We start from the raw sequence: 20,559 nt of genomic DNA on the forward strand, positions 1-20,559 counted from the left end.
ACTAGAAAAGCGAACTTTGCACATCTGGTTGCGCTGAAACGTCCCAGTGGGGGAGCATAACGCGGTTCGTCAGATCCGCCAGATTGAGCAGGAACTTCACTTCGGGGTCACCAAAATGCGCCACGAGGAACTTGCCGGTGGCCCCCACCACGTGGAAACCATTTGCAGCATTCCACAGAGACGGGTACGCGGGGAGTGATTGCGCTGAATCGGAAAGAATTGACTCATACGCTGGCTCCATCGCAGGGGAGGGGACCCAGGGTTCGTCAATCATTTGCTCTTCGTCGATGACGGCGTCAAAGGCATCCAGCGATGCTTCCATCAGCGCCCAGTTTGCCAGCGAGACAGCTTTCTTGTGCTCTGCTTGAATGTCGGCCGTCGAACGCGGGTTAGTCCACGCCTTGTACTTAGTGGAAACCAGTTTGCCTTGAACGAGTCCTGCCTCCTTGGACACCAAATCTTCCCATGCGCGCACCTGTGCGCCGTCCTTGGCGTGTGCAACATAGGTCGCCAGTGCAACGGCTTGTTCATCTAGCCGGCGGGGCTTTGAAAAGAGCGAAGAAGTACCCACTTTCGACGTACCGTCGGGGAAGGTTGCGATATAGAGCCAGTGCTCCAAGTCTGCATATGCCTGTGCTGCTGGAGCCAACCGTGCGCCGCGGTGGATGCCGTGCATAGCTGAGAACTCATCGCGAGCCTCGCACTGTGCACATTGTTTGCCTTTTTCGATGAGTGCGTGTTCGGGACAAGGCACGGTTTCGAAACCTGTTTCTTTCTCCATTGCCCGTGCATATCCTGAGCAATATTTTGAGGTAGGAAGCCCCTCTGTTTCCAGAGCTTCGGCACGGGTGTCAATGCCGATAAAAGCACCCGGCTCCAAACGAGTGCGCTTCAATTTACCCAGCGGCACACCATCAACTACCGGTTCGATGACGGCGGTGGGCACACGGTCGACCCATTTGAGGTCGCGGAAGATAATGGGGTGCTGGTGGTTCTCGGGATAAAGCAGGTTAGACATGATGATTAGCTTATCGGAGTAGAAGAAGACGTGCATAAAGACCTCGTTTTCTTTCCAAGCGGGCGTAGAGCGCGCAGGGATGGGAAGCTGACTGGAAGCTGACAGCGTGCCTGTCGTTGAATGCGACTTGCGAGTTTTGCGAGCGAAGCGAGCAATGTTTGAGCTGGAGCATTGTGACGACAGGCGCGCAGCTATCCCATAACGTGCCTCTTGTCCCACGTCGTCTTTTAACCCGCTAAAATGAAACGCATGTCCAGACCTGTTACACGACTCATTGGCCAGGGCGTTCGTTACGCCACTAAATTGCGCGGCGGAGGTTCAGCTTTCCCCGGCCTGGTGATGGAGAAACTTCACCCAGATTTCGTTGCTGAAGAATTAGCTAAGCTCCCTCGTGGGGTGGTGGTTGTTTCCGGAACGAATGGTAAGACCACCACAACCAAGATGGTCGTGCAGCTTTTGGAATCGCAGGGGCTAAAGGTTTTCACCAACCGCACGGGTTCTAACTTTGTGCGCGGTGTTGCCGCTGCTTTGCTAGGCGAGATGAACTTGGCGGGCAAGCTGGATGCGGACATCGCCGTCCTTGAGCTGGATGAGGCGCATGCGGTTCATTTTGTGAAGCGTGTGAAGCCTCAGCGTGCTTTGCTGCTGAATGTTTTGCGTGATCAGCTTGATCGCTTTGGTGAGATTGATACTACGCGCCGCATGTTGGCACACGTTGCAGGGGCAACCACCGGTACCGTAATTCTTAACCGCGAGGACCCTCGCATTCGCTCTCTGGCGGAGAACGCTCCTGAGGGAACTGCCGTCAAATACTTTGGTCTCTCCGAAAAGTTGCGCAAGATGTTCCCTTCGGATGATGACATGCGCGCTGCTGAATCGCCCGTGAATACGGCACAGCTCGCCCCTGAGCTACCCGCAGCAGATGTACTTCTTAAAGATTTCGCGGGCACTTCAGCTACTTTCCAGCTGGGCTCGGAAGAGCTTAATGGCACCATTAACCTCTACGGTGTGTACAACATCTTCAATGCCGCTGCTGCAATGGCGCTAACTTTGGACGTCATGGGCGACGACGCCGACCGTAGCGCCCTCATGGCAGAGCTTGCGAACATCACTCCGGCTTTTGGTCGCGGTGAAGCTCTCACGGTGAATGGCCAGACCCTTCAGCTTCTTTTGGTGAAGAACCCTTCGGGTTTCCGCCTCTCCTTGGCGTCAGCAGATGCTCGTGATTACGCCACCATGATTACCATCAATGATGCTTATGCAGACGGCCGCGACGTCAGCTGGCTCTGGGACGTTGACTTCCACTCGTTGCAAACCGGGGGAGTGAATATGGTATCGGGCGTGCGTGCCTATGACATGGCCCTCCGTCTGGAACACGAAGACGTGTCCGTAGCCGCTGTTGATGAAGACCTCGATTCAGCACTTGACCAATTCATCAAGAACTCCCAGGGCAAGCCAATGCGCATTTTCTGCACCTACACTGCCATGCTCGCCATCCGCAAGAACCTCTCCAAAATTACAGACGTGGAGGAAATCTCCTAATGACTTCCAATTCAGGCAAGAGCCTCAAAATCGTACAGCTTTACCCCCGAGATATGAATATTTACGGAGACTGGGGCAATACTCTTTCCTTGTCCCGCCGAGCTAAAGCCCACGGTTTTGACGTTGAGATTGTGGATTACAACCCTGAAGATTCTTTCCCCACCGATGCCGACATTATTGTGGGTGGCGGTGGTCAGGACTCTGGGCAGAGCGTGATTGGTGATGACCTTCAAAGTATTGCTGCCACTCTGCGCGAGATGGCAGAGAAAGGTACTCCCATGCTCGTCATCTGCGGTCTGTATCAGTTGTTCGGAAACGAATTCCGAACCATCGGCGGTCAGGTGCTACCCGGCATCGGTATTTTTGATGCAGTCACTGTGGGCGGCGAAGAACGTCTCATTGGCAATATCGTTGAAGAATCTTCTGAATTCGGCACCATTATTGGCTATGAAAACCACTCAGGTTTGACAACCCTCAGCGGTACTACCGAACCGTTGGCTAAAGTGACTAAGGGTGAGGGCAACAACAAGGACGACGAATTTGAGGGCGCGCGCGTCCACAACGTTGTAGGTACCTACCTTCACGGCTCTCTTTTACCCAAGAATCCTGCCATCTCAGATTTCTTGATTCAGAAGGCGGCTGAAAATAAATACGGTGAATTCACTCCCGCCACAATTAACGATGAACTGGTAGAAAAAGCCCGCGCGTCCGCATCCCAGCGTCCCCGTTAAGGCTTCGCTCGTCCTACGGTCACCGAGCTAACAACTCAAAAAATCAGCTGAGCACTGTACGAAGTATTACAATGGAAGCCGACTTACCAGTAAAAATTTGCGCTGATGCGCCCCGATACGAAAGGCAGGCCCCATGTCAGGTCACTCCAAATGGGCAACAACCAAACACAAGAAAGCTGCTATTGACGCTAAGCGCGCAAAGGCATTCGCTAAATACATCAAGGCTATCGAAGTAGCAGCTCGCATGGGCGGCGCGGATACCTCGGGTAACCCGGCACTCGATTTGGCTGTTTCTAAGGCGAAGAAGAACTCTGTTCCTAACGACAACATCGATCGTGCGATTAAGCGCGGCGCCGGTCTCACGGGTGAATCCATTGAGTACACCGAGATTATGTATGAAGCTCGTGGTCCGCAGGGAACCGCGCTGTACATCGAATGTTTGACCGACAACCGCAACCGCGCCGCAGCTGAAGTTCGTACCGCAGTTACGCGTAACGGTGGCACGATGGCAGATGCGGGTTCTGTTGCATTCATGTTCGAACGCAAGGGCGTTGCTGAAGTAACCAAGACTGACGGCTTGACTGAAGACGACGTCCTCATGGCTGTCCTTGATGCCGGCGCTGATGAAGTTATCGACGACGGCGACGTCTTCACCGTTGTATCTGAAGCAACCGACCTTCCCGAGATTCGTAAGGCTCTTGCTGAAGCTGACTTGGATTACAACAACGATGACCCCGTATTCCGCCCCACTATGAACGTGGAATTGGACGCCGAAGGCGCACGGAAGTTCCTCAAGCTTGCAGATGCAATTGAAGAATTGGACGACGTTCAGAACGTCTACTCCAACGCGGATATCAACGAATCCGTCATGGCAGAACTCGAAGAAGACTAGGACTAGTACATAGTGCCTTCTTCAAGCACAAAGCGCCCGGAACTTTCCTCTATTGCGAGAGTTCCGGGCGCTGCCCGTATTCTAGGCGTTGACCCCGGTCTGACTCGCTGTGGTTTTGGACTGATCGATATGTTGCCTAATCGCAAGGCAAGCTTTGTGAACGTTGGCGTTGCCGGCACTATCGCGGCGGAAACCCTGGATCAGCGTATCCTCACCATCTTTCAGGTTGCTCAGGAGTGGTTGGATACCTATCAGCCGGATGCCTTAGCTATTGAACGAATCTTTGCCCAGGAGCAGGTTAATACGGTCATCGGCACCGCTCACGCGTCGGGCGTCGTTATTGCAGCTGCAGCCAGCCGCGGTATCCCCGTATATTTTCATACTCCCTCAGAGGTAAAAGCAGCGGTGACTGGCTCTGGTCGAGCGGATAAGGCATCGGTGGGGCGAATGGTCACGCGCATCTTAGGGTTGGATGTTATGCCCAAACCTGCAGATGCCGCCGATGCTCTCGCCATTGCGATTTGCCACGGCTGGCGTGGAGGAACTACCGGTGGGGCAATTGATACCAGCGCGGGCGTCCAGACACACCAAGGTTCGCGACCTGCCGCACAACAACGGTCTACCGTTATGACTCCTGCTCAGCGGGCTTGGGCGGAAGCTGCGGCTAAAACTGCTCGGAAAAATCCTCGAAAGTGGAATTAGTACATATATTCGAATAGGATAAGAGCATGATTAGCTCCCTCACTGGTAAGGTCACGCATGTTGGCCTGGATAACCTCATCATTGATGTCAACGGTTTCGGTATGTTCGTCAATGTCCCCCCGCAGACAGCTAGTTCATTACGGACGGGGGAGCAGACCACCATTCTTACCACCATGATTGTGCGCGAAGACTCTATGACACTGTACGGGTTTTCTGAGCCGGCAGAGAGAGAAGTCTTTGACCTGATGTTGACCGTTTCAGGGATCGGCCCTCGCATTGCGCTTGCAGTGGTAGCGGCGTTGACTCCTGCAGAAGTATCTAAGGCAGTGGCAACTGGGGACGACAAGGCATTTACCAAAGTTTCGGGTATTGGCCCTAAGGGTGCCCGCAGAGTCGTGCTAGAACTTGCCGGCAAGCTTATTCTCACTGACCAAGATTCAGACCAGTTGCCTCTTTCCCACGATGTTGCGTGGAAGCCACAGGTTCTTGATGCTTTGATGGGACTAGGCTGGACTGAGCGCGACGCCGTGGCTGCAGTTGATTCGTTCGTTGAAGCGAATCCGCAGTCCGAAACCATAGGCGTTGCACAAGCGCTGAAATCGGTTCTGGCAACCCTAGGTTCGCAGCACTCCAACACTCGCCACTAATCTTCATCTGAGGAATTTTTTCGTTCTATGACTTCGCAACCCTATGACTTCAATCAAGCGCCCGGTCAAGTTCCTGGTCAACGCTTGGTCGCTATGGAAGAAGAGCCAGAGGAAAAGATGATTGAGGCGGCTCTACGCCCTAAATCTCTTGATGATTTTGTGGGGCAGCAGAGGGTACGTCGTCAGCTCTCTCTGTTACTAGAGGCTTCTAAACTTCGCGGACGTAGCGCTGACCATGTGCTTTTATCTGGTCCTCCCGGCTTGGGCAAAACCACTCTTTCGATGATTATTGCCGCTGAGATGGATGCGCCCCTGCGTATCACCTCCGGCCCTGCGATTCAACACTCAGGTGATTTAGCAGCAATTCTTTCTTCACTCACCCCCGGTGAAGTTCTTTTCCTCGATGAAATTCACCGTATGTCACGCCCTGCAGAAGAAATGCTGTATATGGCGATGGAAGATTTTCGCGTAGATATCGTGGTCGGTAAGGGCGCTGGCGCTACCTCTATTCCGTTGGAATTACCTCCCTTTACCTTGGTAGGAGCGACGACGCGCGCCGGTTTGCTACCGGGACCTCTGCGCGATCGTTTTGGATTTACCGGGCATTTAGAGTTTTACTCTTCAGTAGAACTTGAAAGTGTACTGCGGCGGTCAGCAGGTCTGATGGAGATGAATATTTCCTCGGAAGGCTATTCGGAAATTGCCGGTCGATCCCGAGGAACGCCACGTATTGCTAACCGTTTGCTGCGTCGAGTACGCGACTGGGCGTTGGTTCACGGGGTTGATCGTATTGAAGCTAGAGAAGCTGCAGCGGCATTGGATATGTATGAGGTGGATGCACGAGGGCTCGATCGTTTGGACCGTGCCGTGCTTGAGGCGCTCATACATAAATTCGGCGGAGGACCCGTTGGGCTTTCAACCTTAGCTATAGCTGTAGGTGAAGAAGTAGAAACAGTGGAAACTGTGGCGGAACCTTATCTCGTACGCGAAGGGCTCATGGGTAGGACGCCACGAGGGCGAGTCGCCCTGCCCGCCGCTTGGGAACACCTGGGGCTTGAAGCTCCTGAGTTTCCCACCCTCTAGTTGCGAAAGCGCTTAAACTAACTCACCCAAAGCCAGGGATAATTCAGAATTCTCCACTACGATAGAGCCTGAAAGTATTGTCAATGCCTAGGGATATATGCTGAACTCCATCGAAAATCTGCACGCTTCATCAGTTCTCAACGCCGCTGAAGGCGGTGGAGCTGGCGGAAATAGCCTCTTCATGATTCTGCTCATGGGCATATTCGTGGTGATGCTGTTCATTCTGCCCGCGCGTCGTCAGCGAAAAGTTCAGCAGGAACTCAAACAGCGTCAAGATCAGCTGGTACCTGGTACCCGCGTGATGACTAACTTTGGGCTGTTCGGCTCTGTCGTTGAAGTAAATCGCGATGAAAACTATGTTCTCTTGAACATTGCCGCAGACACCGTGGTGAAAGTTCACCTTTCTACTGTCACCACCTTGGTCGATGAAGAAAAACAGAACGAAAGTTCTACGGGAACCTCATCAGTTATAGAGCAAGAAACTGCGGTAGAGCGCGAAGGCGGAGCCTCCTCTATTGAATTTCCGCAAGAGCGCGACAATCGTCATTAGTAAATAAATTTTTCCAAGCAGGTGTGTCCCACGCGGTGCACCTGCTTTTGTTGAAGTAAAGGGGCAGTATGGCTAAACGAAGCCCGCTGGCTAAGTCGAGAGCTGCGTTAGTTTCTATGGCAGCTCTTATTATTGTGCTCTGTGCCGGTGTTTTTGGTTCTACCTTCTCTGGCGGATCTTGGGGGACTAAGCTCGCGCTTGATCTGTCCGGTGGCACACAAATGGTTCTCTCGCCGCAGGTTGTTGGCTCAGAGTCAGATACCGTCAACAGCGATCAGCTCAACCAGGCGGTTGAAATTATTCGCCAACGTGTTGACGGCGCAGGCGTTTCGGAAGCGGAAGTTTCCACGCAGTCGAATAAGAACGTTGTGGTTTCTGTTCCCGGTAATCTCGATGCTAAAACTCGCGAGCTTATTCAGGCGTCTGCTCAGATGGATTTCCGCCCGGTGCTAGTATCGGCTGCTCCTGGAAAAGTTGCTGATGATCAGAAAACGCCTGAAAAGGAATTGCCTAAGGGCGATAAAAAGCCTGAAAATGCGTCTGACCAGAACTGGATTACTGCAGATTTGTGGCGCCAGTTTGAAAATACTGACTGTGCTGCCGCAAGTTCAGATAAAGCAGAAAACCAAGATCCCAAAAAGGCAATCGTTGCCTGTTCTGAAGACGGCTCAGAAAAGTTTATTCTCGGTCCCGTTGAGGTAAAGGGCACTGATATTCAGGATGCTTCACACTCACAGGTCTCCAACAGCAGTGGTGTATCTACTGGTCAATGGGGCGTTAATATTCAGTTCAATGAAGTTGCAAAGAAGAAGTTTGAGGAAGTTACTACACGCCTCTATTCCTTCTACGGAGCCAACCAGCAAGATGCCCGTGCGCGGTTCGCCATTATGCTCGATGGCAAGGTGCTGTCTTCTCCCGTGGCTCAGGCAGTGATTACAGACGGTAAGCCTCAAATCACCGGTAATTTTACTGAAGAAAGCGCAAGTGCGTTGGCTGAGCAGCTCAAGTACGGTGCTTTGCCCATTAACTTCACTATTCAGTCTGAACAGCAGATTTCAGCTACATTGGGTGCTGATCAGCTGAAGATGGGTCTTATCGCTGGCTTAATCGGCTTGGTTTTGGTATTTATCTATTCGCTGTTCCAGTATCGGTTGCTGGGATTTGTAACTATCGCTTCGCTAGTTGTTGCAGGGTTGATTTCGTATCTGGCGATTGTTTTGCTGGGTTGGTCTATTAACTACAGGCTTTCATTGGCAGGAATCGCCGGTCTTATTGTTGCAGTGGGCCAAACGGCTGACTCCTTCATCGTTTACTTTGAACGTATTCGAGATGAGATCCGTGAAGGTCGTACCATCCCTGCGGCGGTTGATCATGGCTGGGTCAGTGCTCGCAAGACTATTTTGGCGTCCAAGGCAGTAAACCTATTGGCTGCTGTTGTGCTGTATGTGGTTTCTGTCGGATCAGTGCGTGGATTCGCATTTACCCTCGGTTTGACAGCAATTGCCGACCTCATCGTCGTCTTCCTCTTTACACATCCCATGCTGAGCCTGCTGGCGCGTACCCGTTACTTCGGCGAAGGACGCCGCCACTCGGGTTTGTCTCCTGAATCGTTGGGTGCTGTTCCGTTGTATCGCGGTGCCGGTCGTATTCGTAAACCTGAAGACTCGGATGGATTGACCATTGCTGAACGACGGCGAGCTGCAAGAGCGCAGACACAGCAAGCATCCAGTGCAGGGTCGGTTCCCACTGAATCAACTGGCACAAAAGAAGCGGGGGAGTAATCGTGGCTAATGCACTTTCAACATTTGGTAATGATCTGCATTCAGGGAAGCGTTCCTACCCCTTCGTAGGTAAGCGAAACGTGTGGTTGCTTCTCGCAACGCTTTTGGTGGTTCTCTCTATCCTTGTGCCAGTGGCGAAGGGTGGATTTAACCTGGGTATTGATTTCCGTGGTGGGTCTGAATTTACGGTCTCCTCCGTTGAGAATGAAGACCCTTCGGTGGGTGAGAAAATTATTGCTGAGAAAGCTCCTGAAGCCCACGACGTTCGGGTCACCAATATTGCACCCAATACTATGCGTGCACAGATGAGTACTCTCACCGATAGTCAGACTCTTGATGTTAAGAAGTCTTTGCAGGACGCTTACGGTGTATCTGATCAGGACGTCACGTCGTCGTTCGTTGGCCCTACCTGGGGTGCGGACGTTACTCGCCAGGCTTTTGTCGGTCTGATTGCATTCGTGATTCTTGCGTTGATTGGTATGGCGCTCTATTTCAGAACATGGAAGATGTCGCTGTCAGCTATCGCTGGTTTGCTCTTTACTGTGGTTATCACCGTTGGTATTTATGCACTCGTGGATTTTGAGATTACACCCAGCGCGATTATCGGCTTTCTTACGATTTTGAGCTATTCGCTGTATGATTCGGTGGTAGTTTTCGATAAAATCCGTGAAAATACCGAGGGCTATTCAGAGCAGAAAAAGCGAACCTTTGGCGAACAAATCAATCTGGCGGTAAACCAGACTTTGGTGCGTTCTATTAATACGTCGGTTGTAGGTGTTCTACCCGTGGGTGCTATTTTGTTCATCGGAGCGTTCATCCTGGGTGCAGGTACGTTACGGGATCTATCCCTTGCGCTTTTCGTCGGCATTATCGTAGGTACTATCGGTACGATTCTTGTTTCCGCCCCTATGTACGCGGCATTGCGCTTGAGCGAAAAGAAAATCAAAAAACATGATCAGTACATTGAAGATATTCGTTCTGGTCGGGTTAAAGAAGAAGATGAAGGAGATCATTCCTCCGACAGCGATGGCGGTTCGGTAAGGATTGAAGTCAATCCCGTCAATTTGGGGTAATAAGACTTCTTCCTTCTCAATAGCACTTTCATGCGGTGGTCATATTTATATGGCCACCGCATGTGTGTTAGAAAGAACAGCGGAGCGGAGGTATGATTAACGCCATTAAGAGTGGGAAGGACTCGTCGATGTCGGATTCACAGCACCCCGTCGAGAAGATGGTCGATCAGAAACTATCCGAGAGCATCGGAAAGAAATCTCCCCGCGGATCACACCGGGTGATGTCTGCTGGGGAGAGGATTCCAACCCGCCATGTTTTTGGCAGAAGAATCCCCAATCAGCAGGATCAGTTGCGCCATTATTCTCCCGTTCTAGCTCCTGTTATCAGAACAGTGAAGAAGTATCATCCAGAAGAAAATCTGGAGATTCTTCAAAAGGCATTCACCGTTGCGAATAAGTACCATCAGGGTCAAAAGCGTAAGAGCGGTGACCCATACATTACCCACCCTGTAGCTGTTACAACTATTTTGGCGGAGATTGGTGCGACGGGGCCTGTGCTGGTTGCTGGCTTGTTGCACGATACGGTGGAGGACACGGATTACACCCATGAGCAGCTCACCGCCGATTTTGGCGAAGAAGTAGCCTATCTAGTCGACGGCGTCACTAAGCTTGACAAGGTAGCCTACGGCGATACAGCACCTATTGAAACCATTCGCAAGCTTGTTCTTTCCATGAGCAAAGACATTCGTGTTTTGCTCATCAAACTTGCCGATCGCCTTCACAACGCCCGTACCTGGCGGTTTGTGCCTGCCCAGTCAGCAGCAAAAAAGGCTGAGGAAACGCTTAAGATTTATGCGCCTTTGGCACACCGGCTGGGACTAAACACCATCAAATGGGAGCTCGAAGACCTTTCGTTTGCTGCGATGTCCCCGGATATCTACCGCGAAATCGTTCGCATGGTGGGGGAGCGAACCCCCAAACTGGAAAAGTACCTCGAGGAAGCCAAAACTACTATTGAAGAACGACTCTCCCGGGTTCACATCGATGCCACGGTGACTGGGCGACCCAAGCACTATTATTCGATTCACCAAAAAATGAAGTCAAAGAATAAAAGCTTTGACGAAATTAATGACATTTTGGCAGTACGTATTTTGGTGGAAGATGAAGACACCTGTTACGCGGTGCTCGGTCATGTTATGTCGCTCTGGCACTCTGTGGCGGGCAGGTTCAAGGACTACATCAAATCTCCAAAAAATAATCACTATCAGTCACTACATTTGACGGTGAATGGTCCTGGAAACCTTCCGCTCGAGATTCAAATCCGCACTTATAAGATGCATGAAGAAGCAGAGTACGGTGTAGCGGCCCACTGGCGCTATAAAGCTACTTCCCGCGGTGAAACCGTAACCAACGGGATCTCTACTAAGGATCCAAAGACGCATAATGCCGCTTTGAACGTTGGAATTCTGCAGAATATTGCAGAGATTTCGAACTCTAACCCTGAGTCTGAAAAATTCTATGAACTTTTAGCAGACACGTTGGAGACCGATGAAATTGTTGTGCTCACACCTCACGGTGAACCTATCACTCTAGCTACGGATTCCACCCCCGTTGACTTCGCCTATGCAATTCATTCCGAGGTAGGAGAGAAAACCATTGGCGCGAAGGTCAATGGACGCTTGGTGCCGCTCCATTCACGGCTGAATTCAGGCGACATGGTTGAGATTCTCACTACCCGCGATGAAAATCAAGGGCCAAGTGAGGATTGGCTTAAGTTCGTACGCACTTCTAAAGCAAGAACCAAGATTCGTCAGTACTTCGCTAAAGGTCGCCGCCTAGAAGCAATTGATAAGGGGCGAGAAACCCTGACTAAGGCTATGCGCCACCATGAGCTTCCGTTAACTAAGATGATAACTCCTCAAATGTTGATGGAAGTCGCCCACGAGTTTAACAAGAATGACGGCGCCTCCCTGTACCATGCCCTAGGTGAGAACGAGATTAAGACGCAGGACGTCATCGACGTCTTCGTCAAAATCTACTATGGGGAAACAGATGACAGTGAGATCGAAGCTTCAGAGTTCGATGAGGACATGTTCTCCTCGCATCAGCAGTCACCGGATAACGGCATTATCGTTCCAGGCGCTGACGGTGTGCTTACTAAAATTGCAAAGTGCTGTAACCCCGTACCACCAGATGACATCATTGGAATCGTGACTAAAGCTCACGGTATTTCGGTGCATCGTACAGACTGCCCCAACATGAAAAATGTTGACTCTGAACCGCGAGCCACTGAAGTGGAATGGGCGCAGAACTCGTCTGCGCTCTACCGAGTGATTATCCAGGTTGAAGGTATTGACCGGAAATCACTACTCATGGATCTGGTGCGTGTGATCGCTGAAAATCAAACAAACATTGTGGACGCGCGAGTCCTCACTAACGCCGATCGATTTGCTATCAATCGCTTTACTCTGGAACTTCGCGATCGTCACATGCTGGAGCATTTGCTCAACGTCATGCAGAACGTCGAAGGGGTTTATAAGGTATACCGGATGACGGGCGCTAAGCCTGTTCGCGAGAAAACTAATTGATATTAGAGCTCTCTGGATCTTGCTTTATCTGAGGCTGGCTCAGCTGTGTTGAACTGATTTTGTTTATCTTCAAAATCTTGAAGCCATTGCTGAGCCCTTTCTCTATTTCTGATGTATTTCGTTTCTTTCAGGACATAGAGCAGGGTGGATGTACGGCACCCATTGTGTGCACCGTCCGTAAGGATATCTTCGAGAAGCTTTTCCTCTGAACATTCTAGTGAGACTTCTCCAACTGTTAGCAGATCAAGGGCAATCTTCCGGGGTGTTGCTATATAGAGCTTATCTAGCTGTACATAGTCAAATGGAGTGAAATGTACCTGGCGAAATCTCATATGTTCTCGACCAGGTGTAGTGCGATTGATACGGCAGCTTCTCTCAAAGTCGACGTAAAGCAGAGGCGGGCGTTGATGCAGATAACCCCAAATCCAAGCTGCAGTTAGCCGTGAGATTCTCTGATTCCGCTTCGCTAAAACGGGTTCGGCGCTTTGAATTGCTTGAGCTTTCAAGAGGGGAGTGAGAGTAATGTGGGGCAGTGTATACATGTTCTTATAAATATGCTGCAGCTGATGATCTTTAATCAGCCGTTCTTGCTCACCTGTGGAGCGAGCTATTTGTTGAATATCAATGAGCTTTTCTTGAGCTTGCTGAATCACCACGTCACTAAAATTCCCCTCGGAGAATTTTGCCTGCTCAGGAGGGAGCAAATGCATACGCATGAGCTGCTCATTTCGGGAATTTGCCCGCGCCATTAAAGGGTAAGGAAGATTTTGCAGAATTGAAACAGAGTTGGTCATATCATCATTCTGCGCTGATTCGGTGTCTTGATAGACAAAGATGCGGTCACCCTGTGGATAACCGCATCTTTATGTCTTTCGCAGTTCAATTAGTCAAAGTATGACCTGTGAAGCTGTGGAAAGCTTATTTACGAGCCCAAGTTAGCTGAGGATGCCTTCAAGGTTTCTAGCCACTGACGACGAGCATCCAGTGCGTCCTGTGCCTTTTTGATGCGGCGAGCATCCCCGCTAGCTTCTGCCTTCTGCAAATCTTTTTCAAGACCGGCGATAGCGTCTTCTAGCTGGGTGAGCATTGAGTTCGCGCGTGCTTTCTTTTCAGGATCAGACTTGCTCCACTTGGCACTTTCTGCCTGGTGGATTTCGTCCTGTACCTTCTTCAGCTCGCCTTCAACACGACGCAGTGCGTTACGGGGAACTCGTCCGGCAGCATCCCAACGGTCCAATATGTCGTCAAGCTTAGTCTTCGCCTGCTTCAGATTGGTTACAGGCAAGAGAGCACGTGCTTCTTCCAGCAGAGCTTCTTTTACCGTGAGGTTCTGCTCGTATTCCTTATCCAATTCAGCATTGGCTGCGTTACGCGCGTCAAAGAACTTATCCTGTGCGGCGCGGAAGCGTGCCCAGAGGGAGTCATCTTCTTTGCGGGACGCACGGGGCGATTCCTTCCACTTGTCCATCAAGCTGCGGTACTTGGCTGAGGTGTCTGCCCAGTCAGTGGAAGTTGCAAGGCTTTCAGCTTCAGCAATAAGTGCTTCTTTGATGCGCTTTGCTTTAGCGTTTGCCTCATCCAACGAAGAGAAGTGGGCGCGGCGATGCTTGTCGAAGGTGGTGCGAGCTGCACGGAAACGTTTCCACAGCTCGTCTTCTACAGACTTTGGCAGGTGATGCTTACGCTGGGTCTCTTTCCACGCGTCAAAAAGTTCGTTCATGCGCGAGTGAGAGTTTTTCCAGTGGGTTGTAGCGGTATCTTGGGCCGCAATTGCTTCAGCTTCGGAGACAATTTCCTCGCGAGCTTTCAATGCAGTTTCCTGAGCCTGAGCTTTATGAGCTTTCTCAGCTTCTTCAAGCTCTGCAATTTTTGCGGTCAGTGCAATCAAACGCTCCTGCAGGTTTGCGTAGTCACCGACCATATTGCGGTTTGCTACCTGTGCGCCAAGCTGTTCTACAGACTTTTGTAGGTCAGCGGCAGGTGCGCCGCGTTCAACTCGTGCTTCAAGTAGTTCAACCTGTGATTCAACATTTTTAAACTTGCGAGCAAAATAGCTCAAAGCCTCTTCTTCGGTCGCTTCAGGAAGCTGACCTACGGCGTATTCTTCGCCTTCTACAATCACAAAAACGTGGCCGTCTTCTGTGACGCGTCCAAACTGACGTGCTTTTTCAAGATTAACCTGTGAGGTGTCGTCGGATTTCAAAGTCACCGCTAAAACTCTTTCACTTCGGGGCGCTGGAGCGCATTAAACAAAGAAAATCGCAAATAAAGTATGATTCACTGCGTATCAGTGAATGCGAAACTTACTTTTGCGTATCTCAAATACTACCGGTCGCTATCGAATGTGAGCAATAGATTCGGTTGGATAAAACTTGATATGCAAAAGACCCGAGAGCAAGAGGTTCGCAGCCAACTCGTTCTCGGGTCTTTATCTGAGAGATACTAGGGGATTTTCTCTCAGTGGGGGACAAAAGTCCTATAACTTTTCCAGTTATGAAAACTGGAAATCAACAACACATTTTCATTGTCCCCTATTAAGTGGTTTGACGCAAACCGAGATTCTCTCAGGGGGAAAGATAAAAATTGGATACCTCGCCATCTGGAGAAAAGCACGGGCTCTCACACTACAGCCCAGCCTGTCCGGTATCCGCCGTACGTTATTCTTATAGGGAATATAATCAAAATCTGCCAATCTACGGTTTTACATCAAGGAGTGAATATGGCTCGCAAAGCTTCACTATCAGGTTTCCCCGAACTACTTCCTGAGGAACGCTTGGTAGAGAATCATGTACTTGATACTTTGCGCGAGACCTTTGAACTTCACGGTTTTTCAAATATTGAAACCCGATCGGTAGAAACCAAAGAGCAGCTCTTGCGCAAGGGCGAGATTGATAAAGAAGTTTACGGAATTTCCCGTTTGCTTGATGAAAACTCGACGACTAAATCAGAGAAGGAGCAGCTGGCCCTCCACTTTGATCTCACCGTACCTTTTGCCCGCTATGTCGTCGAAAATGCGGGATATCTGAACTTTCCCTTTATGCGTTATCAAATGCAGAAAGTCTGGCGTGGAGAACGCCCGCAGGATGGTCGTTTCCGCGAATTCACCCAGGCAGATGTAGATGTTGTGGGGGACGGCGCTCTGCCCTTCCGCTACGACGTCGAACTGGCACTGGTTGTCATTGAATCCTTGCGAAAGCTTGAAATCGGAGATTTCAAGCTTCGTGTTAATAACCGCAAACTCTCCGAAGGTTTTTATCGTGGAATTGGATTGGACGATACCGCCGGCGTTTTGCGTTCCATTGATAAGCTCGAAAAAATTGGTCCCGACGCCGTTGCACAACTGCTGAAAGACGAATTGGGCGCCAGCGACGAGCAGGCGCAAGCGGCGCTGAATTTGGCTCAGATTTGTACTGAAGACACCAGTTTTGTCAATGAAGTAAAAAAGTTGGGCGTTGAACACGCGCTGCTTGAAGAAGGACTCCGCGAGCTTGAAGAGGTTGTAGGTCAGGCAGCGAAACGAGCTCCCGGCAATATTGTTGCAGATCTTTCTATCGCTCGCGGTTTGGATTACTACACAGGAACGGTCTATGAAACTGTATTGGTGGGACACGAGAAACTAGGGTCTATCTGCTCAGGCGGGCGTTATGAGTCTCTCGCATCAAATGGTAAGCGGAATTTCCCCGGCGTCGGTCTTTCAATCGGCGTTACTCGCCTGGTATCTCGAATCATTAGCCAAAAAATGGCTGAACCAACCCGTAAGGTGCCTTCCGCTGTTTTGATTGCTCTCACTAGCGATCAGACATGGTCAGACGCTCAGGACGTCGCTGATTCCCTGCGTCAGCGCGGGATTGCCTGTGAAGTCTCTGCTACTGCTGCAAAATTTGGTAAACAGATTAAATTCGCTGAAAAGCGCGGCATCCCATTCGTCTGGTTCGTTAGCACAAAAGAAGACGGATCCCTTAAACACGAGGTCAAAGATATTCGCTCCGGCGAGCAGATTGAAGCCGACCCCCAGCATTGGGCACCTTCAACAGAAGACCTTCACGTGCGCATTGAGGCAGCGCAATAACCAACTGCCTCTCAAGATTTTCGGTAGAATTACCACAAGATTTGAAAAGCTCCACCCAGTTGGAGTATTTGGAAAGGAAAAGAGTGCTACGCACACACACCCTTGGCGAATTAACCGCTAAGAACATTGGAGAAACAGTTACGCTGACCGGTTGGGTGGCACGACGCCGCGACCACGGCGGTGTTGCATTCGTCGATCTTCGTGATCGCGAAGGTGTTACCCAATGTGTTTTCCATAATGAAGAGGACTTCGATCACCTCCGCAATGAGTATGTGCTCAAGGTTACCGGCGTTGTTACCGAGCGCCCGGAAGGTAACGAAAACTCCAACCTCACCACCGGCGAGATTGAAGTTGAGGTCAACGAGGTTGAGGTGCTGAACACTGCAGCTCCCCTTCCCTTCCAAATTGATGAACATGTTGAAGTGGGGGAAGAAGCGCGTTTGCGATACCGCTACCTTGATTTGCGCCGCCCCGAGCCAGCTCGTTTGATGCGTTTGCGTTCAGAAGCTAACCGAGTTGCTCGCAACGTTTTGGCTGAGGACAAGTTCACCGAAGTCGAAACCCCCACCTTAACTCGCTCAACCCCCGAGGGCGCACGCGACTTCCTTGTTCCTGCTCGTTTGACTCCCGGCTCTTGGTACGCGCTTCCTCAGTCGCCTCAGCTTTTCAAGCAGTTGCTACAGGTAGGTGGCATAGAAAAGTATTACCAGATTGCTCGTTGCTACCGCGACGAAGATTTCCGCGCTGACCGTCAGCCTGAATTCACCCAGCTCGATATTGAAGCCTCATTCGTGGATCAGGAAGACATCATCGACCTCGGTGAGCGAATCGTTGAAGCTGTGTGGGGTTTGATCGATGTAAAGGTTCCTCGCCCTATTGAACGAATCACCTACAAGGACGCAATGGAGAAGTATGGCTCTGATAAGCCTGATCTTCGTTTTGGACTTGAACTCACCGAACTGACTGAATACTTCGAAAACACCACCTTCCGTGTGTTCAAAGCTCCCTATGTTGGTGCTGTTGTAATGCCCGGTGGCGCTTCTCAGGCACGTCGCACACTGGATGCATGGCAGGAGTGGGCAAAGCAGCGCGGCGCTAAGGGTCTTGCCTACGTTTTGGTTCAGGAAGACGGCGAGCTGACCGGTCCTGTAGCTAAGAACATCACTGAAGAAGAGCGCCAGGGTCTTGCAGCAGCAACGGGAGCTCAGCCAGGCGACTGCATTTTCTTTGCCGCAGGTGAGGCAAAGGCATCACGAGCTATCTTGGGTGCAGCACGAGTAGAGATTGGTCACCGTACCGGTCTCATTAAGGACGGCGACTGGTCATTCGTATGGGTTGTAGATGCACCCATGTTCGAATCGGCTGCGGACGCCACCGCTTCAGGCGACGTGGCGTTGGGCCACTCAGCATGGACCGCAGTACACCACGCTTTCACTTCACCAAAGCCTGAATTCCTTGAAACATTTGATGAGAAACCTGGCGAAGCCCTGGCATACGCTTACGACATCGTTTGTAACGGCAACGAAATTGGCGGCGGCTCTATCCGTATTCACCGCAAAGACGTTCAGGAACGCGTTTTCAAGGTGATGGGTATCGGTGAAGATGAAGCACGAGAGAAGTTCGGGTTCTTGCTAGACGCATTCTCATTCGGTGCGCCTCCCATGGGCGGCATCGCTTTTGGCTGGGATCGCGTGCTTCAGCTCATTGGCGGTACCGACTCCATCCGCGACGTCATTGCATTCCCCAAGACTGGCAACGGCTATGATCCGCTCACCGCGGCTCCTGCGCCCATTACTCAGCAGCAGCGTAAAGAAGCTGGAGTTGATTTCAAGCCAAAGAAAGACGAGAAGAAGTAGAACCAGATTTCTTTTCTAAGTTTTTTTCATCAGTAAGAATCGGGGGCGTGCCTCTGGTCCGCTTCTGGAGGTCGCATACGACCGCCAGAAAAAGGCTAGACGGAGCCCCCGATTTTTCTTGTTTCGATAATCCTTGAAACAAATTTCACAAAGTTAGTCCGCATAGGCTGAAGAATTAAGGAGAAAAGTAATGCGTGTCATTCTACAACGAGTCAGTGAAGCCTCGGTTAAGGTGGACGAGGAGACAGTGGGCTCTATCACCGAACCCGGTATTCTCGCTCTCGTAGGGATTACTCACGAAGACGACGAAGCAACTGTGGAGAAACTCGCCCAGAAGACCTGGCAATTGCGAATCTTGGAAGACGAAAAAAGCTGCTCTGATGTGAACGCACCGATTTTAGCCGTTTCTCAATTTACTTTGTATGGAGATCCCAAAAAGGGACGCCGTCCGTCGTGGTCCAAAGCGGCTCCAGGAAATATCTCAGAGCCTCTATACAACCATTACGTTGAGCATCTACGTTCCTTAGGGGCAAAGGTTGAGACGGGGGTTTTCGGGGCGGATATGAAGGTCTCGTTGGTCAATGATGGTCCTTTTACGCTGATTCTTGATAGCGAACACCTCTAAAAAAATCTGGTCTGCCCCATTAGAGTAAAAGTGTGAGTCAACCTTTATTTGATATGCCTGAACCAGAATCAGATGACGCTGAGCAGTTTGATGCCCGGAGTCGCCGTGGTCCGCTTGCCGTCCGTATGCGTCCGCGAAATCTGGATGAAGTGGTAGGGCAGAAGCACTTGCTCCATGCAGGGTCCCCACTGCGGGTCTTGGCTGGCGAATCTTCTGGTCCCGCTGGTCCGCAGTCAGTCATTCTCTGGGGTCCGCCCGGTACGGGGAAAACGACACTTGCACACGTCATCGCGCGGGGGAGCACTCGAAAATTTGTGGAACTTTCTGCAATTACTGCGGGTGTCAAAGACGTTCGTGCGGTCATGGAACAGGCACTCACTGACCGTGATTTACACGGAACCACGACAGTTCTATTTCTGGACGAAATCCACCGATTCACCAAGGCTCAACAGGATGCCCTCCTACCTGGAGTAGAAAACCGCTGGGTCTTACTTGTAGCCGCGACTACGGAAAATCCGTCGTTTTCGGTGATTTCTCCGCTTCTCTCTCGTTCCATCTTGCTCACATTACGGGGGTTAGAAGAAAGCGATATTGAGGAATTGTTGCAACGCGCGATGGAAGATTCACGAGGGTTCGGGGGCAAAATTGAGCTCAGCGACGAGGCGAAAGATCACATCGTCAAACTTTCTGCCGGCGATGCCCGTAAAGCGCTGACCAGCTTGGAAGCGGCAGTTGCTGTCGCTCACGGTGAGAACAGTGAGGATGTTCAGGCTGTAGTAAGTCTGAAACACGCCGAAGAAGCGCTGAACCAGGCATCCGTAAGGTATGACCGCAACGGGGATCAGCATTATGACGTAGTGAGCGCCTTCATCAAGTCGATTAGAGGGTCAGATGTTGATGCAGCGCTACACTATCTGGCGCGGATGATTTCAGCGGGAGAAGATCCACGGTTTATTGCTCGACGTCTGGTGGTCCATGCCAGCGAAGACATTGGGATGGCAGATCCTTCTGCACTCACCGTGGCGGTCAGCGCGGCGCAGGCGGTTCAGCTCATTGGTATGCCCGAAGCACGTATTAACCTTGCTCAGGCTACGATACATTTAGCGACCGCACCCAAATCTAACGGTGTAATTGCAGCGATTGATCAGGCGATGGCGGATGTCAAACAGGGCAATGCCGGGGTGGTTCCAGTTCATCTCCGGGACGCTCACTATGGGGGAGCAAGCCAGATGGGGCATGGAAAAGGTTACATCTACCCTCACGATGTTCCTTATTCTGTTGCGCAACAACAGTACCTTCCAGATGCTCTCGAAGGACGCCGCTACTACAGACCGACAGAAAACGGCCATGAACGATCTATAGGTGCTCGGCTAAAAAATATCTATTCTTTGCTCAAAGGGAAGTAAATCCGTGAGTCATGCCACCTGAACAAACTAGAAATTAATCTAGCTAAGTGTTGTTC

17 protein-coding genes are annotated in these 20,559 nt (G+C 51.0%); 14 read left to right on the plus strand and 3 right to left on the minus strand.

Translation table 11 applies throughout. The features are described from left to right. Nucleotide 1 precedes the first annotated feature (1 nt). Complete coding sequence (locus tag IDM48_RS05815) at nt 2-1,237, minus strand: hypothetical protein (protein ID WP_190616487.1); 1,236 nt, start codon at nt 1,235-1,237, stop codon at nt 2-4. 21 nt (nt 1,238-1,258) lie between these two features. On the opposite strand from IDM48_RS05815, the gene IDM48_RS05820 reads away from it, so the two are divergent. The 10 genes from IDM48_RS05820 (at nt 1,259) to IDM48_RS05865 (ending at nt 12,547) form a co-directional block, all read left to right on the plus strand. Next, complete coding sequence (locus IDM48_RS05820) at nt 1,259-2,560, plus strand: Mur ligase family protein (protein WP_190616488.1); 1,302 nt, start codon at nt 1,259-1,261, stop codon at nt 2,558-2,560. Then, complete coding sequence (locus IDM48_RS05825; protein WP_190616490.1) at nt 2,560-3,291, plus strand: type 1 glutamine amidotransferase; 732 nt, start codon at nt 2,560-2,562, stop codon at nt 3,289-3,291. The genes IDM48_RS05820 and IDM48_RS05825 overlap by 1 nt, the downstream gene beginning before the upstream one ends. 133 nt (nt 3,292-3,424) lie before the next feature. Beyond that, the gene (locus IDM48_RS05830; protein WP_068171255.1) at nt 3,425-4,183 is read left to right on the plus strand and encodes a YebC/PmpR family DNA-binding transcriptional regulator; all 759 of its coding nucleotides are present in this window, start codon (nt 3,425-3,427) and stop codon (nt 4,181-4,183) included. Between the two features lie 12 nt (nt 4,184-4,195). Continuing rightward, nucleotides 4,196-4,885: a crossover junction endodeoxyribonuclease RuvC gene (ruvC, locus tag IDM48_RS05835; protein WP_068171252.1), complete on the plus strand. Its 690-nt coding sequence runs from the start codon at nt 4,196-4,198 to the stop codon at nt 4,883-4,885. A gap of 26 nt (nt 4,886-4,911) precedes the next feature. Further along, complete coding sequence (gene ruvA / locus IDM48_RS05840) at nt 4,912-5,532, plus strand: Holliday junction branch migration protein RuvA (protein WP_190616491.1); 621 nt, start codon at nt 4,912-4,914, stop codon at nt 5,530-5,532. A gap of 27 nt (nt 5,533-5,559) precedes the next feature. Next, complete coding sequence (gene ruvB, locus IDM48_RS05845; RefSeq protein ID WP_068171248.1) at nt 5,560-6,615, plus strand: Holliday junction branch migration DNA helicase RuvB; 1,056 nt, start codon at nt 5,560-5,562, stop codon at nt 6,613-6,615. 97 nt (nt 6,616-6,712) lie between these two features. Continuing rightward, the gene (gene yajC, locus IDM48_RS05850) at nt 6,713-7,165 is read left to right on the plus strand and encodes a preprotein translocase subunit YajC (protein ID WP_190616493.1); all 453 of its coding nucleotides are present in this window, start codon (nt 6,713-6,715) and stop codon (nt 7,163-7,165) included. Between the two features lie 68 nt (nt 7,166-7,233). Next, nucleotides 7,234-8,946: a protein translocase subunit SecD gene (gene secD, locus IDM48_RS05855; protein WP_190616495.1), complete on the plus strand. Its 1,713-nt coding sequence runs from the start codon at nt 7,234-7,236 to the stop codon at nt 8,944-8,946. A 2-nt stretch (nt 8,947-8,948) separates the two neighbouring features. Then, the gene (gene secF, locus IDM48_RS05860) at nt 8,949-10,019 is read left to right on the plus strand and encodes a protein translocase subunit SecF (RefSeq protein WP_083147253.1); all 1,071 of its coding nucleotides are present in this window, start codon (nt 8,949-8,951) and stop codon (nt 10,017-10,019) included. A gap of 128 nt (nt 10,020-10,147) precedes the next feature. Continuing rightward, the gene (locus IDM48_RS05865; RefSeq protein WP_190616496.1) at nt 10,148-12,547 is read left to right on the plus strand and encodes a RelA/SpoT family protein; all 2,400 of its coding nucleotides are present in this window, start codon (nt 10,148-10,150) and stop codon (nt 12,545-12,547) included. A 2-nt stretch (nt 12,548-12,549) separates the two neighbouring features. Here the strand turns inward: IDM48_RS05865 and IDM48_RS05870 are convergent, their stop codons facing one another. Then, a complete protein-coding gene (locus IDM48_RS05870; RefSeq protein ID WP_145176818.1) occupies nt 12,550-13,341 on the minus strand; it encodes a type IV toxin-antitoxin system AbiEi family antitoxin in 792 nt (263 codons plus the stop codon). Between the two features lie 128 nt (nt 13,342-13,469). Continuing rightward, nucleotides 13,470-14,756 carry a DUF349 domain-containing protein gene (locus IDM48_RS05875; protein WP_190616498.1) on the minus strand — a complete coding sequence of 429 codons (1,287 nt, stop codon included), beginning with the start codon at nt 14,754-14,756 and terminating at the stop codon, nt 13,470-13,472. Nucleotides 14,757-15,266: 510 nt separating this feature from the next. Here IDM48_RS05875 and hisS point away from each other — a divergent pair. The 4 genes from hisS to IDM48_RS05895 all read left to right on the plus strand — a co-directional run bounded on the left by hisS (nt 15,267) and on the right by IDM48_RS05895 (nt 20,503). After that, nucleotides 15,267-16,616 carry a histidine--tRNA ligase gene (gene hisS, locus IDM48_RS05880; protein WP_190616499.1) on the plus strand — a complete coding sequence of 450 codons (1,350 nt, stop codon included), beginning with the start codon at nt 15,267-15,269 and terminating at the stop codon, nt 16,614-16,616. Between the two features lie 83 nt (nt 16,617-16,699). Continuing rightward, nucleotides 16,700-18,472 carry an aspartate--tRNA ligase gene (gene aspS / locus IDM48_RS05885; protein ID WP_145176810.1) on the plus strand — a complete coding sequence of 591 codons (1,773 nt, stop codon included), beginning with the start codon at nt 16,700-16,702 and terminating at the stop codon, nt 18,470-18,472. Nucleotides 18,473-18,662: 190 nt separating this feature from the next. Then, nucleotides 18,663-19,097, plus strand: a complete 435-nt coding sequence (gene dtd / locus IDM48_RS05890) for a D-aminoacyl-tRNA deacylase (RefSeq protein WP_068171223.1) — start codon at nt 18,663-18,665, stop codon at nt 19,095-19,097. Between the two features lie 53 nt (nt 19,098-19,150). After that, nucleotides 19,151-20,503, plus strand: a complete 1,353-nt coding sequence (locus IDM48_RS05895) for a replication-associated recombination protein A (RefSeq protein WP_186303229.1) — start codon at nt 19,151-19,153, stop codon at nt 20,501-20,503. Nucleotides 20,504-20,559: the final 56 nt, after the last annotated feature.

It is taken from the genome of Rothia amarae (genome assembly GCF_014705945.2).
Classification (GTDB): domain Bacteria; phylum Actinomycetota; class Actinomycetes; order Actinomycetales; family Micrococcaceae; genus Rothia; species Rothia amarae.

Bases quoted from the DNA above. Each gene is read 5' to 3' on its own strand.
- IDM48_RS05870 (WP_145176818.1), bottom strand. From the start codon at position 13,341: ATGACCAACTCTGTTTCAATTCTGCAAAATCTTCCTTACCCTTTAATG.
- dtd (WP_068171223.1), top strand. From the start codon at position 18,663: ATGCGTGTCATTCTACAACGAGTCAGTGAAGCCTCGGTTAAGGTGGAC.
- IDM48_RS05895 (WP_186303229.1), top strand. From the start codon at position 19,151: ATGCCTGAACCAGAATCAGATGACGCTGAGCAGTTTGATGCCCGGAGT.
- ruvA (WP_190616491.1), top strand. From the start codon at position 4,912: ATGATTAGCTCCCTCACTGGTAAGGTCACGCATGTTGGCCTGGATAAC.
- ruvB (WP_068171248.1), top strand. From the start codon at position 5,560: ATGACTTCGCAACCCTATGACTTCAATCAAGCGCCCGGTCAAGTTCCT.
- hisS (WP_190616499.1), top strand. From the start codon at position 15,267: ATGGCTCGCAAAGCTTCACTATCAGGTTTCCCCGAACTACTTCCTGAG.
- IDM48_RS05820 (WP_190616488.1), top strand. From the start codon at position 1,259: ATGAAACGCATGTCCAGACCTGTTACACGACTCATTGGCCAGGGCGTT.
- IDM48_RS05865 (WP_190616496.1), top strand. From the start codon at position 10,148: ATGTCGGATTCACAGCACCCCGTCGAGAAGATGGTCGATCAGAAACTA.
- secD (WP_190616495.1), top strand. From the start codon at position 7,234: ATGGCTAAACGAAGCCCGCTGGCTAAGTCGAGAGCTGCGTTAGTTTCT.
- yajC (WP_190616493.1), top strand. From the start codon at position 6,713: ATGCTGAACTCCATCGAAAATCTGCACGCTTCATCAGTTCTCAACGCC.
- IDM48_RS05830 (WP_068171255.1), top strand. From the start codon at position 3,425: ATGTCAGGTCACTCCAAATGGGCAACAACCAAACACAAGAAAGCTGCT.
- IDM48_RS05825 (WP_190616490.1), top strand. From the start codon at position 2,560: ATGACTTCCAATTCAGGCAAGAGCCTCAAAATCGTACAGCTTTACCCC.